The 13,517-nt window shown below is 71.4% G+C and carries 13 protein-coding genes; 10 read left to right on the forward strand and 3 right to left on the reverse strand.

Translation table 11 applies throughout. The features are described 5' to 3' along the window. Nucleotides 1-140 precede the first annotated feature (140 nt). From DEU36_RS08830 to DEU36_RS08840, 3 genes are read left to right on the forward strand one after another with little or no spacing between them, the layout of a single operon-like run. Nucleotides 141-2,660, forward strand: a complete 2,520-nt coding sequence (locus DEU36_RS08830) for a DUF4118 domain-containing protein (protein ID WP_120263823.1) — start codon at nt 141-143, stop codon at nt 2,658-2,660. Continuing rightward, entirely contained in the window at nt 2,657-3,331 is a 675-nt protein-coding gene (locus DEU36_RS08835; protein WP_120263824.1) for a response regulator, read from the forward strand. Before DEU36_RS08830 ends, DEU36_RS08835 begins: the two co-directional genes overlap by 4 nt. 23 nt (nt 3,332-3,354) lie before the next feature. Continuing rightward, nucleotides 3,355-3,879 (forward strand): GNAT family N-acetyltransferase, encoded by a 525-nt coding sequence (locus tag DEU36_RS08840; RefSeq protein WP_120263825.1) that lies wholly within the window; start codon nt 3,355-3,357, stop codon nt 3,877-3,879. A gap of 9 nt (nt 3,880-3,888) precedes the next feature. On the opposite strand, the gene DEU36_RS08845 is transcribed toward DEU36_RS08840, so the two are convergent. Further along, nucleotides 3,889-4,713, reverse strand: a complete 825-nt coding sequence (locus DEU36_RS08845) for a helix-turn-helix transcriptional regulator (protein WP_259455287.1) — start codon at nt 4,711-4,713, stop codon at nt 3,889-3,891. 107 nt (nt 4,714-4,820) lie between these two features. Further along, the gene (locus tag DEU36_RS08850) at nt 4,821-6,023 is read right to left on the reverse strand and encodes a hypothetical protein (protein ID WP_120263826.1); all 1,203 of its coding nucleotides are present in this window, start codon (nt 6,021-6,023) and stop codon (nt 4,821-4,823) included. Between the two features lie 95 nt (nt 6,024-6,118). On the opposite strand from DEU36_RS08850, the gene DEU36_RS08855 reads away from it, so the two are divergent. The 3 genes from DEU36_RS08855 to DEU36_RS08865 are packed head-to-tail and all read left to right on the forward strand — an operon-like array spanning nt 6,119 to nt 7,561. Continuing rightward, nucleotides 6,119-6,541, forward strand: coding sequence for a VOC family protein (locus tag DEU36_RS08855; protein WP_120263827.1), 423 nt, complete (start codon nt 6,119-6,121; stop codon nt 6,539-6,541). A 24-nt stretch (nt 6,542-6,565) separates the two neighbouring features. Further along, nucleotides 6,566-6,958 carry an ester cyclase gene (locus DEU36_RS08860; protein ID WP_120263828.1) on the forward strand — a complete coding sequence of 131 codons (393 nt, stop codon included), beginning with the start codon at nt 6,566-6,568 and terminating at the stop codon, nt 6,956-6,958. A 15-nt stretch (nt 6,959-6,973) separates the two neighbouring features. Further along, nucleotides 6,974-7,561, forward strand: a complete 588-nt coding sequence (locus DEU36_RS08865) for a DUF1349 domain-containing protein (protein ID WP_120263829.1) — start codon at nt 6,974-6,976, stop codon at nt 7,559-7,561. On the opposite strand, the gene DEU36_RS08870 is transcribed toward DEU36_RS08865, so the two are convergent. Then, nucleotides 7,497-8,147 (reverse strand): hypothetical protein, encoded by a 651-nt coding sequence (locus DEU36_RS08870; RefSeq protein ID WP_120263830.1) that lies wholly within the window; start codon nt 8,145-8,147, stop codon nt 7,497-7,499. The genes DEU36_RS08865 and DEU36_RS08870 overlap by 65 nt on opposite strands. A 47-nt stretch (nt 8,148-8,194) precedes the next feature. Between DEU36_RS08870 and DEU36_RS08875 the strand changes: the two genes are divergently transcribed. The 4 genes from DEU36_RS08875 to DEU36_RS08885 all read left to right on the forward strand — a co-directional run bounded on the left by DEU36_RS08875 (nt 8,195) and on the right by DEU36_RS08885 (nt 13,506). Beyond that, nucleotides 8,195-9,949 (forward strand): alkaline phosphatase family protein, encoded by a 1,755-nt coding sequence (locus tag DEU36_RS08875; RefSeq protein ID WP_259455288.1) that lies wholly within the window; start codon nt 8,195-8,197, stop codon nt 9,947-9,949. 138 nt (nt 9,950-10,087) lie between these two features. Beyond that, nucleotides 10,088-12,409, forward strand: coding sequence for a phosphoribosylformylglycinamidine synthase subunit PurL (gene purL, locus DEU36_RS08880; RefSeq protein WP_259455289.1), 2,322 nt, complete (start codon nt 10,088-10,090; stop codon nt 12,407-12,409). A gap of 7 nt (nt 12,410-12,416) precedes the next feature. Further along, entirely contained in the window at nt 12,417-12,575 is a 159-nt protein-coding gene (locus tag DEU36_RS16105; protein WP_183045387.1) for a hypothetical protein, read from the forward strand. Nucleotides 12,576-12,645: 70 nt separating this feature from the next. Continuing rightward, nucleotides 12,646-13,506 (forward strand): hypothetical protein, encoded by an 861-nt coding sequence (locus DEU36_RS08885; protein WP_120263832.1) that lies wholly within the window; start codon nt 12,646-12,648, stop codon nt 13,504-13,506. Nucleotides 13,507-13,517 lie beyond the last annotated feature (11 nt).

Raw genomic sequence — 13,517 nt, forward strand, 5'->3', positions numbered from 1 at the left:
GGGCGCCGATGCAAGGGATGCGGGGCGCCGCGCCGAAGCGGGATGCCGTTCGCCGGGGTGTCGCGCCCGATCCCTTGCATCGCGGCTCGAGGGTGCGAGGGCGCCGGGCGATCCGGACCCGGGAGAACTAGGGTGATGCCGTGAAGCGGGGACGACTGCGGGTGCTGCTGGGCGCGGCGCCGGGCGTCGGCAAGACCTACGAGATGCTCGAGGAGGGGCGCCGGCTGCAGGATGCCGGGGTCGACGTCGTCGTCGCGATCGTCGAGACCCACGGCCGGGCCGCGACAGCGGCGATGGCCGCGGGCCTGCCGATCGTTCCGCGGCGGCGCCTCGAGCACCGCGGCGTCACCCTCGACGAGATGGACCTCGAGGCCGTCCTCGCCCGAGCTCCGCGCGTCGCGCTCGTCGACGAGCTCGCCCACACCAACGTCGGCGGGTCGCGCAACGAGAAGCGCTGGCAGGATGTCGAGGAGCTGCGGGATGCCGGTATCGACGTCATCACGACGGTGAACGTCCAGCACATCGAGTCGCTCGGCGACGTCGTCGAGCAGATCACCGGGGTCGCGCAGCGCGAGACCGTGCCCGATGCCGTCGTGCGCTCGGCCGACCCGATCGAGCTCGTCGATCTCGCACCGCCGTCGCTCCGCGACCGACTGGCCGCCGGCCTCGTCTACCCCGCCGAGCGGATCGACGCCGCCCTGTCGAACTACTTCCGGCTGGGAAACCTCACCGCCCTGCGCGAGCTCGCGCTGCTGTGGCTGGCCGACGAGGTCGACAGCGCCCTGCAGGACTACCGCGCCGAGCACGGCATCCGGGGCACCTGGCAGGCGCGCGAGCGCGTCGTCGTGGCACTGACCGGCGGACCCGAGGGCGAGACGCTGATCCGGCGCGGCGCGCGTATCGTCGACCGCTCGGCCGGCGGCGAGCTGCTGGCCGTTCACGTGTCGGGCCAGGACGGCCTGCGCACCGCCGACCCGGCGGCCCTCGCCGCGCAGCGAGCGCTCGTCGAATCGCTCGGCGGCAGCTACCACCAGGTGGTCGGTGACGACATCCCCGCCGCCCTCGTCGAGTTCGCCCGGTCGGTCAACGCGTCGCAGCTCGTCGTCGGCGTGAGCCGTCGCGGCCGGCTCGCGGCGGCCCTCAGCGGCCCGGGCATCGGTGCCACCGTGATCCGCGAATCGGGCGACATCGACGTGCACGTCGTGACCCACGCCGCCGCCGGCGGTCGCTTCACGCTGCCCCGCGTGGCCGGTGGCGCGCTGAGTGTGCGCCGCCGGATGCTCGGATTCGTCGTGGCACTGATCGGCGGCCCGCTGCTGACCTGGCTGCTCGTCGCACTGCGGAGTCCCGAGTCGATCACGAGCGACGTGCTGGCGTATCAGCTGCTGGTCGTGGTGGTCGCGCTCGTGGGCGGCCTGTGGCCCGCCGTCTTCGCGGCGGTGATGTCGGGCGTGACGCTCGATTTTTTCTTCGTCGCACCCCTCTACACGGTGACGGTCGCCGACCCTCTGCACACCTGGGCGCTCGCGCTCTACGTCGTGATCGCCCTGCTCGTGAGCGTGATCGTCGACCGGGCTGCCCGGGGCACCCGCGCCGCACGACGCGCCGCCGCCGAGGCCGAGCTGCTCGCCGCGGTCGCGGGCAGCGTCCTGCGCGGCGACGGCTCGATCCCCGCGCTCGTCGCCCGGGCGCGCGAGGCGTTCGGGATGTCGGGAGCCCGCCTGATCGCCGCGGACGGAACCGTGATCGCCGCCGACGGCGAGCCCGTGCGTGACGACCGCCACCTGCGCGTCAACGTCGGACGCGAGGCCGTGCTCGAGCTGCACGGCAGCGAGTCGGAGCAGCTCGACGGCTCGGAACGCCGGCTGCTGGATGTCGTCGTCGCGCAGCTCGCCGCCGCCCTCGAGCAGGCCGACCTGCAGCGGGCCGCGAGCTCGGCCTCGGTGCTGGCGGAGACCGACCGGGTGCGCAGCGCCCTCCTCTCGGCGGCGAGCCACGACCTGAGGCGTCCCCTCGCCGCCGCCGTCGCGGCCCTCGGCGGGCTCCGGGCGGCGGGCCCGGCGCTCGACGAATCCGACCGCGACGAGCTCCTCGCCACCGCCGACGAGAGCCTGGGCACCCTGACCTCGCTCGTCACCGATCTGCTCGACGTCAGCCGCATCGAGGCCGGTGCCCTCGCCGTCGCGCTGCGGCCCGTCGACACCGCCGACGCCGTGCTCGCCGCCGTCGACGAGCTCGACCTGGGCCCGGCTGCCGTCGAGCTGGCCCTCGACGAGGCGATCGAGCCCGTGCGCGCCGATCCCGTTCTGCTGCAGCGGGTGATCGTGAACGTGCTGGCGAACGCGCACCGTCACTCACCGGCAGACACGCCGGTGCGCATCAGCACGAGCTCGCTGGGCGGGCGGGCGCAGATCCGCGTGATCGACCACGGTCCCGGCATCCCGCTCGAACGTCACGGCGATGTGTTCGCTCCCTTCCAGCGACTCGGCGACACCGACAACACGACCGGGCTCGGGCTGGGGCTCGCGCTGTCGCGGGGTTTCACCGAGGGGATGCAGGGTCAGCTGATGCCCGAGCAGACTCCCGGGGGCGGCCTGACAATGGTGATCGAGCTGCCGCTGGCGTCGTCGGCCGCGCAAGAGGGCAGGATCGAGGCGTGAAGGTCCTCCTCGCCGACGACGACCCGCAGCTCGTGCGGGCGCTGCGCATCACGCTCGCCGCGCACGGGTACGACGTCGTCTCGGCGGGCGACGGCGCCGCCGCGATCGCCGCCGCGGCATCCGAGCACCCCGACGTGATCGTGCTCGATCTCGGGATGCCGCGCCTCGACGGCGTCGCAGTGATCGAGGCCGTGCGGGGGTGGAGCGCCGTGCCCATCATCGTCGTGTCGGGGCGCACGGGGTCGGCCGACAAGGTCGCGGCGCTCGACGCGGGGGCCGACGACTACGTCACCAAGCCCTTCCAGATCGACGAGCTGCTCGCGAGACTGCGCGCGCTGACCCGGCGGGCCGGCGGTGCCGCATCCGTCGCCGTCGTGCGGTTCGCGGATGTCGAGATCGACCGGGCCGCCAAGACCGTCACCCGCGGCGGCGAGCGCGTGCACCTCACTCCGACCGAGTGGCGGATGCTCGACTTCCTCGCGCGCAGCCCGGGAGCGCTCGTGACCCGGCAGGATCTGCTGAAGGAGCTGTGGGGCACCGAGCAGGTCAACGACACCGGCTACCTGCGGCTCTACGTCTCGCAGCTGCGCAAGAAGCTCGAGGCCGACCCGGCCCGCCCCGAGCACCTCATCACGGAGTCGGGCATGGGCTACCGGCTCATCGTCGACTGAATGCTGCTGGGTACGATCGGGCCGTGCCCCTCGACATCCGCCCGCCCAGACCTGACGAGCTGAGCCTCCTCGAGCAGATCGAGAACGATGCCGACGCGCTGCTGCGCGACCTGCTCGACCCGCCGACCTGGTGGCCCGCCCCGACCGGTGCGGAGCGCGCCGCGGAATCGGGCTTCCTGCTCGTCGCGGATGTCTCTGGCGGTGAGGGCGAGGAGGCCGGCGAGAGCGTGATCGCCGGATTCGTCCATGTGCTCGAGCTCGATGGTCATGCCCACCTCGAACAATTGTCGATGTCGCCCGCGCACGGCCGCCGCGGGTACGGCCGCAAGCTCGTCGAGGCGGCGATGGCGTACGCCCGCGACCGCGGGCACGACCGGATGTCGCTGCGCACGTTCGCCGACGTGCCCTGGAATGCCCCGTTCTACGCGCGCCTCGGCTTCGCCGTCACCGAGCCTCGTTCGGGCTTCGAGCTGATGCTCGTCGAGACCGAGAACCGCATGGGCCTCGACGCCCTCGGCCCTCGCGTGCAGATGACTGCGGAGCTGTAAGCGGCCGCGTCAGTCGGAGCCTGAGCGGTCAGCGCCGACGGCAGGTTCGAGAAAGCGGTTGGACCACGCGAACGCGATGAGCTCGCTCCGTGACGACAGTCCGAGCTTCTTCAGGATGCTGCCGACATGCGACTTCACCGTCGCCTCGCTGATGAAGGCGTTGGCAGCTACCTCCGCATTGGACCGGCCCCGGGCGACGAGATCGAACACCTCGCGCTCACGGTGCGAGAGCGGGAGGGACGCCGTCGCAGCTTCGTCGGCCGGGCGCTTCGCAGTGGGGCGGCGGTCCGCAGGCGTCAGGCGCGGCCGCCCCAGACGCCACCCGAGCCACGCGCCCATAACGCTGAGCGTCGTACAGAGCGCGATGGCGTCGAGACCTCCGGCGAGGTCCTTGCCACTGACGGTGCCCCACCGGCCGGAGATCGAGAGCGCGGGAACGGTCAACAACGCACCGACAGCGACCGCGCATACGAGGACCCACGCCAGCACGAGGCGACGGCGCTCGGGAGGGGTGCTCCGCGAGAGGAATGCGGGCAGCGGCAGCAGCAGCGCATAGCCGACCCAGCTCACCTGACTGAAGCGAGCCGGCCAGAACAACAGCTGCACGATGAGCAGGGTAACCAGCAGCACCGCGGACCAGGTCGGACGAACGCCGGCCAGCGCCATGGCGGCAGCGAAGCCGACCATGACCGCGAGGCCGTAAACGGATGTCGCGAAGGTGTCGTCGCGCACGAGTACGACGTCGAGGCGATCCAGCCCCGCCACCGCGAGCCAGAGCGCGAGCGCGAGGAGCCCGGTGATCGGCGCGAGGAACCGCGAAACGAGGGGTGTCATGGGGCGAGGCTATGCCACCGGCGCGGCTCGCTCGCAGCGGATTCGCCCGCTCCGGCACGAGATCATCCGAAGGTCGGACGCTCCTCCCGAAGTCGCACCCGCCTCCGTCAGAAGTCTCGCGTCTCGTCGAACCAGCTCAGCGCGTCCTCCGCGGTGACGCCCAGCGCGATGGGACGCGCCTGGGTCTGCAGCTGCAGCACCGCGTCGCCGACGTCCTCGCGTTCGGTCGTCTCGATGCCGGGCACACTGTTGAAGCGTTCGACGAAGGCGACGATCGCGGCGCGAGCCTCGCCGAGGTCCTGCGACGCGGCGAGCGACGCGAGCGCGGCGTCGTAGGCGGCATTGGCGATCTTCGCTCGTCGGGCGTCCCAGCCCGCGAACGGGCGGCCGTACTCCTGCTGCCACCACTCGGGCTTTCGCAGCTTCACGACCGATGCGTAGTCGTCCCACGGTCGCGTCTTCGCGCGCGCACGCATCTGCGAGCGGAGGACCTTTCCGCCCGCCTCGTCGACGTTGAATGCGATGAGCCGCTCGAGCGACGGCCACGTGTCGAGCGACGGCATCCCGTCGAGGTTCGGCACGAAGCGGATCTCGAGACCGCGGAGCGCGTCGAGCTCGCCCAGCGCTTCCCAGTCGGTGAAGCTCCCGTGCAGCGACAGGCTCTCGATCCGGGTGAACTGCCGGAGCGCCGTCAGCGAGATCGGACGACCGAGCGGAGCGCCCGACAGCGTCACCGACTCGACGTCTCGTAACGGACCCAGGTCGGGGACGACGACCGGCTCCCCCGTCGCGCGGCCGAGCGCCGGCAGCAGCGAGAGCGATCGCGGAAGCGCCCCGTCCGTCCGCAGCCGGGCGAGGTCGCCCGCGACGCTGAGGTGGTAGACCGCCGGCATCGTCAGACGCAACGATCCGCGCAGCGCGCCCAGACGGAGGAACAGGCTGTGGATGTCGGAACCCGCGGCATCCACGTCGCGGTCGTCGGCGAACTCGGGCGTCCACGAGAAGTTCTCGATCGGGCGCCGCCGCGCCCAGGCGAAGAAGCCGGCGTCGTTACCGCGATAGACGATGTGTCTGGGCCACGGAGAACCTGCAGGTGTCGCGAAGGGATCGAACGCCGACCAGTCGATCGCGTCGTCCGGCCCGATCTGCAGGTCGACCGGCTTCCCGTCGGCGGGCCCGAGCGAGAGGTCTCCTCGTCCGGGTTGGATCGTGAGGACATGACTGTCGGGACCGGTGAGGTTGAGCCGATACGACCCCCAATCGCTGACGGAACCAGCCGGCTGATCGGTCACATCTCTCGGGCCGGTCATGGGACACCTTTCACACCGGGGACGGTCGGACACTCCCGCCGCAGCATAGCCACCGCCGGAGAAGGATGCCGAGCTGCTGCACGAGACTGGGAGCCATGGCAGGTTTCCATCATGTCGAGCTCTGGGTCAGCGACATCGAGTCCGCCCGCCGGGAATGGGGCTGGTTGCTTCGGCGGGTCGGCTTCGACCTCGAGAGCACGTGGCCGCAGGGCGAGTCGTGGGCCGCGGGCGGGGCGTACTTGACGCTCACCACCTCCCCGAACACGGTCGGCATCGAGCACGACCGTCGGCGCCCGGGCCTGAACCACCTGGCCTTCCGCGGCGGCTCCCCCGCCGAGGTCGACGCGATCGTGGCCGACGCCCCGTCCGCAGGTTGGATGCCGCTGTACCAGGAGCGTTACCCGCACGCCGGCGGCCCCCAGCACTACGCCGGCTGGCTCGAGAACGCGGCGGGCTTCAAGGTCGAGGTCGTCGCGGCGGACGAATCACCCCTGCCTGATCGTCGCGCGGGCAGCTGACACCGCACCGCCGATAATGGGCGGATGGAACCGTGGGAGATGCACGCCTGGTACGCCGAGTACCTCGAGGCCTGCAACCGCCACGACCTCGACGCCATCCGCTCCTTCATCGACCCAGAGGTCCGGCGAGCGCACCTGCCGGCCGGCGCCGACGCGTGGATGGCCGACGTCGTCGAGGTGCTCGACGCCTTCCCTGACTGGCAGGTGCGCCGCATCCAGCTCGTCGTCGAGGACGACCGCATCGCCGCGCACGTGCGCGCGAGCGGCACGCACACCGGCCCGTTCCGCGGCATCCGACCCACCCGCCGCCACGTCAATGTGGCGGAGTTCGGGTTCCTGCGGGTGGCGGGAGGGCGCATCGTCGAGCTCGCCGGCACGACCGATCACGCCGCGCTGCTGGCCCAGCTGCGCGACTGACCCGAGAGGAACCCCATGACCGACATCGCCTGGTCCGCCGGATCGTGGACCAACGAGCCCGCCGCCGCGACGCTCGACGGCCACGACCTGCTCGTCACGGCGCACGAGGGAAGCGATGCCTGGCGCGTGACGTCGTACGGGTTCGTGCACGACGACGAGCACGCCCTGCTCGCGCCGATGGCACAGGGCACCGCGGTCGAGGTCGCGTTCGTGCTCGACTTCTCGGCGCAGTTCGATCAGGCGGGCGTCTTCCTCCGCGTCGACGACGAGACGTGGATCAAAGCCGGCGTCGAGCACAGCGACGGCACCGACAGCTTGGGCGCGGTCGTGACCCGCGGGATGTCGGACTGGTCGCTCTGCCCCGTCACCGATTGGGCGGGCCGAGTCGTCACGGTGCGCGCGAGCCGGTCGGGCGACGCCGTCACGATCAGAGCCCGCGTCGACGACGAGGACTGGCGCCTCGTCCGGGTGACGCCGCTCGACCCGGCGGCGGAGGTCGCTGCCGGACCGTTCTGCTGCGCGCCGACGCGCGCCGGGCTCACGGTTCGATTCGTGTCGTGGCGGAGCGTGGCTGCCGACCCGTCGCTGCATCCCGACCACTGAGCCGCCGGCGCACCCACCAGTCGATGCCGGCCGCGCCCCACGCCGCGGCGAGCCCGCCGACGATCACGATGCCCTGCATCGCCAACGCGTAGCCGCCGCTCGTGACGTTCGCCTCGACCAACCGCGGACCGACGATCGGCGGCACCAGCGCGACGACCATGACGACCCATGACAACGGATGCCGCCCCCGCGCGACCACCCAGCCGCCCACGCCGGCGAGCAGCGCGATGAACCCCTGGTTGAGCACGACCGCCCACAGCGGGTCGAGGTGCGCGAGGTGACCGGCTCCGCGCAGCAGCCCGAACGTCGCCCACAGGAAGAGGGCGACGCAGGCGAGCGTCACCCCGCCGACGCGACGCATCGGCGAGGTGGGCAGCAGCGCGAACGCAGCGACGAGGGTCGCGACGACGAGAACGAACTGGAACGTGTCGACGTACGGCATGTCGTTCGTGATGGCGCCGGCGTAGATCTCGGCCTGCACGATCGCCGAGAAGTCCGACGCGACGGCGAGGTACGTCGCGAACGTCGCCGCGACGATCGCCGCCCCGTAGCGGGCACCCCGATCGAAACGCAGGCCGTCATCCATGGGTGTGAGAGTAGCCTGATCGCCGAGCGCCGAGCGAGGGGAGCAGCGTGACCGACGCCGATCGCAACGAGACCGACGCCTCTTGGGCGAGCCGCCGACCGTCGCGTCGCGACTTCCTCCGCCGTGCGGGCCTCGGGGCTGCGGGCCTTGCGGTCGGGGGCTCGGCCGGTGCCGCGGTGACGGCGGCGATGACCGCCCATCCGCCCGAGTTCGCGCCCCTCGCCGCGCGGAACGTCGCCGGCTTCGACCACGTCGTGGTGCTCATGTTCGAGAACCGCAGCTTCGACAACCTCCTCGGCCACCTCTACACGGCCGACGAGAAGAGTGCGGCCGACTTCGACGGCATCCTGCAGGGCGACTACGCCAACACCGCTCCCGACGGCACGGTCGTGCCCGCGCACGTCTACACGGGCGCGACCGACCACATCATGCAGCAGCCGCAGCCCGACCCGGGCGAGACCTACCCGCACGTCAACACGCAGCTGTTCGGGACGATCGACCCGCCCGCCAACGCCGACATCGCCCGCAATGGGCTGCAGCCGCCGTACAACGCGCCCGCCGCGGGGAGCGCGCCGCGCAACGACGGGTTCGTGCACGACTACATCGTCAACTACCGCCTCGCGAAGAAGCGCGAGCCCACCGTCGACGAGTACACGACGGCCATGGGCGGCTTCTCGCCCGAGATGCTGCCGGTGATCTCGACGCTCGCCCGCGAGTTCGCCGTCTACGACCGCTGGTTCGCCGGGGTGCCGTCGCAGACCTTCTGCAACCGCAGCTTCTTCCATGCCTCCACCTCGCACGGCTACGTCGTCAACCACACCGGCGACAACTACGACAAGTGGATCGACGCGCCCGCGGCGCCGACGATCTTCAACCGCCTCGAAGACGCCGGCCTGTCGTGGCGTGTCTACTACGACGCGACGCAGCTCGTGTCGCTGACCGGCATGCTCCACGCGCCCGTGCTCGAGCGGTACTGGAAGACCAATTTCCGCGTCATGGAGCAGTTCTACGAGGATGCCGCGAACGGCGAGCTGCCCGACTACGCCTTCATCGAGCCGCGCATGGTGTTCAACCACAACGACATGCACCCGCCGTGGGGCGCGACCCGCGAGGGCGAGCTCGAGCTGCCCGACGGCAGCCGCATCCGCATCACCAACAGCGCCGACAGCGACGTGCGCGCCGGCGACAAGCTCGCGCAGGACGTGTACGACGCGATCCGCACGAGCGCGTCGGCATCCGGTTCGAACGCGATGAACACCGCGCTCGTCATCACCTTCGACGAGCACGGCGGCACCTTCGACCACGTCGCCCCACCGGCCGCGCCACCGCCCGACGCGAGCGGCCCCGGCGAGATGGGGTTCGCCTTCGACCGCCTCGGTCTGCGGGTGCCGGCCATCGTGGTGAGCGCGTACACCGCGGCCGGAACCGTGATCCACGACGAGATGCACCACGGCTCGGTGATCAACACGCTGTGTCGTCTGCACGGGCTGCGGCCGCTCAACGTCCGCGACGAGACCGCGAACCCGATCTTCAACGCGGTCAACCTCACGACGCCGCGTCAGCCCTACACCTGGCCGCAGCCGCAGTCGCTCTATGCCCCGCCGAACCCCGAGAAGGGGGCGGCGAAGGCCCCCGACGAGAAGCACCACAAGCGGCCGCTCACCCCGCCGGCGCGAGGACTGCTCGGGCTGCTGACGTCGCGCTTCGACCCCGGCAGCACCCTGCCCGCGACGTACGGCGAGGCATACGACGCGCTCGTCGAGCACGGCACGGGCCTCTTCGGCGCGTACAACACCCCCTGACACACCGGCCCGAGCCGTCGAGTCGCCGCAAAGCGCGGATGCCGGACCTCCCGCATCCGCGTTTTCTGGCGACTCGACGGTTCTGCGCGCCAACTAGACTGATCGCGTCCGGCATCCCGAGTCCTGGAGTCCAGCCGCGTGAGCACCCCTGTCGCAGATACCGTCGAGAACGCCACCGCTACTCCGGAGCGTGAGCAGCCCTACGGAGCCCTGGGCCTCAAGCCCGACGAGTACGCCAAGATCCGCGAGATCCTCGGCCGCCGCCCCACCTCGGGTGAGCTGGCGATGTACTCGGTCATGTGGAGCGAGCACTGCTCCTACAAGTCGAGCAAGAACTACCTGCGCCGCTTCGGCCAGAAGGTCTCCGACGAGATGAAGACCCGCCTCATGGTGGGCATGGGCCAGAACGCGGGCGTCGTCGACGTCGGCGAGGGCTGGGCGGTGACCTTCAAGGTCGAGTCGCACAACCACCCGAGCTACATCGAGCCGTTCCAGGGCGCCGCGACCGGCGTCGGCGGCATCGTCCGCGACATCATCTCGATGGGCGCGCGGCCCGTCGCCGTCATGGACCAGCTGCGCTTCGGCGCCATCGACCACCCCGACACCGCGCGCGTGGTGCACGGCGTCGTCAGCGGCATCTCGTTCTACGGCAACTGCCTGGGCCTGCCGAACATCGGCGGCGAGACGGTCTTCGACTCGGTCTACCAGGGCAACCCGCTCGTGAACGCCCTCGCGGTGGGCGTCATGCGCCACGAGGACATCAAGCTCGCCAACGCCACCGGCGCGGGCAACAAGGTCGTGCTGTTCGGCGCCCGCACGGGCGGCGACGGCATCGGCGGCGCATCGATCCTCGCCTCCGACACCTTCGCCGACGGCGGGCCGACCAAGCGCCCCGCGGTGCAGGTCGGCGACCCGTTCGCCGAGAAGGTGCTCATCGAGTGCTGCCTCGAGCTGTACGCGGGCGAGCTCGTCGAGGCCATCCAAGACCTCGGCGCCGCCGGCATCTCGTGCGCCACGAGCGAGCTCGCCGCCAACGGCGGATCGGGCATGCGGGTCGACCTCGAGAACGTGCTGCTGCGCGACCCCTCGCTCACGCCCGAGGAGATCCTCATGAGCGAGAGCCAGGAGCGGATGATGGCGATCGTCGCCCCCGAGAAGCTCGACGCCTTCCTCGCCGTGGTCGGCAAGTGGGATGTCGAGACGAGCGTGCTCGGCGAGGTGACCGGCGACGGCCGCCTGCAGATCTTCTGGCACGGCGAGCAGATCGTCGACGTCGACCCCTCGACCGTCGCGGTCGACGGCCCGGTCTACGACCGGCCGGTCGCCTACCCGACCTGGATCGACGGGCTGCAGGCCGACTCGGCGGCATCCCTCCCCCGCGCCACCGACGGCGGCGCCCTGCGCGAGCAGTTCCTGCAGCTCGTGGCGAGCCCGAACCTCGCCGACACGTCGTGGATCACGAACCAGTACGACTATTACGTGCTCGGCAACACCGCGCTCAGCTTCCCCGACGACGCCGGAATGATCCGCGTCGACGAGGAGTCGGGCCTGGGCTTCGCGATCGCGACCGACTGCAACGGGCGCTACTGCCAGCTCGACCCGTACGCGGGCGCGCAGCTGGCCCTCGCCGAGGCGTACCGCAACGTCGCCGTCACGGGCGCCACCCCGACCGCGGTGACCGACTGCCTCAACTTCGGCAGCCCCGAGAACCCCGAGGTCATGTGGCAGTTCGGCCAGGCCGTCGACGGACTCTCCGACGCCTGCCTCGAGCTCGGCGTGCCGGTCACCGGCGGCAACGTGTCGTTCTACAACCAGACCGGCGACCAGCCGATCTTCCCGACTCCCGTCGTGGGTGTGCTCGGCATCGTCGACGACGTCGCCCGCCGCATCCCGTCGGGCTGGCAGGATGCCGGCGAGAACATCTACCTGCTCGGCACGACCGCCGAGGAGCTCGACGGCTCGGCCTGGGCCGACACGATCCACGGCCACCTCGGCGGGCGTCCCCCGAGAGTCGACCTCGCCGCCGAGAAGCGTCTGGCCGGCCTCATCCAGGCCGCCTCACAGCAGGGCCTCGTCTCTTCCGCGCACGATCTGTCGACGGGCGGCCTCGGCCAGGCCCTCGCCGAGGCGACCACCCGTTTCGGTGTCGGCGCCCGCGTCTGGCTCAGCGAGATCGTCGAGCGCGATGGCGTCGACGTGGCGACGGCGCTGTTCAGCGAGTCGACCGGTCGCGTCATCGTCTCGGTCCCGCGCGAGGAGGACGTGAAGTTCCGCGGCCTCTGCGAGGGCCGCAACTACCCCGTCATCCGTATCGGCGTGACGGATGCCGCCGAGGGTGTCGAGTCCGTGCTCGACATCCAGGGTCTGTTCTCGGTGCCCGTGGCTGAGATCCGTGCCACGTCGCGCGCGACCCTGCCGGCCGCCTTCGGCGAGATCGTCGACGAGGTGCCGACGTCGTGAGCGTGTCATGAGCGGGCGTGACCTGACGCCGCAGGGCGAAGACGACGAGTACGCCGGGTTCGCCCGGGGGCGCTCGCGTCGCATGCGCGTGACCGCGTGGGTCGCGATCATCTCGCTGATCGTCGTGGGCGGCGGCTCGACCGTCTTCGCACTGCTCTTCGGCTGATACGGCTCAGGGGCGCGCAGAGCGGGTATGCCCGAAGACGCGGGTGCGGCGAGGTGCGTAGGCTGAAGGAGTGGATCCGATCCTCGCGCTCGCGGCCGAATGGTGGTGGATCGCGCCGGCGGGAGCCAGCGCGGGCGCCCTCGGCTGGGCTGGCCTGCGCCGCAGACGCCCTTCGCAGCGCCGTCTCGAGCTCGATGCCGCGCAGCTCGACCTCCGCCGCGCACAGCAGGGCGTCACGCACGCCCGCGCGCAGCTCAAGGTCGCCCGCGCCGAGCTGATGCGCGCACAGGCCGAGAAGGCGACCCCTCGCGCGACGGCGGGCGCGGTTCCGGAAGCACGACGTCGGCTGCAGGTCGCGGAGCGTCAGGCGCGCGCCGCCGTCGCGGAGCTGAAGGCGCGCCGCGCGGGCGTGCAGGCGGCGCGCGCGATGATGCCGGCATCGCGCAAGGAGATCGACCGGATGCCGCTGGCCCGGCTGATGGCCGAGCACGACGCGCTCCTGGCTCGCTGGATGGACTACGAGACCGATGCTGCGAAGGCGATCGGGTTCCCGATGATGCTCGATGCGCGCTGGCCTCCGATGGATCTCTTCCTCCGCGAGCACCAGCAGGCCTCGTGGCTGCGTCCGGCCTCACGCGATGCGCGCATGGCGCCGGCCGATTACAGCGCGTACCGCGAGGCGGTCCGTCGGGCGACCCACGCCTTCGATGCCGCTGAGCGCGCCGCCCGGCAGGGCACGCCGCGCGAGCTTCCCGAGCCCGACGACCGTTCACCCGACTGGGCGGAGGTCGCGCAAGACCTCCTCGACAATGCGCAGCGCGCGATCACGCGCTCGACCGAGATGTGGAACCGGATGCGGCGCGACCGGCCGTCTCGTCCCGACCGGCCGTCTCGTCCCGACCGGCCCTCTCGTCCCGACCGGCCCGACTGACGCCACCGCGC

The organism is Microbacterium sp. AG238 (assembly GCF_003610405.1).
In the GTDB taxonomy this organism is placed as follows: Bacteria; Actinomycetota; Actinomycetes; order Actinomycetales; family Microbacteriaceae; genus Microbacterium.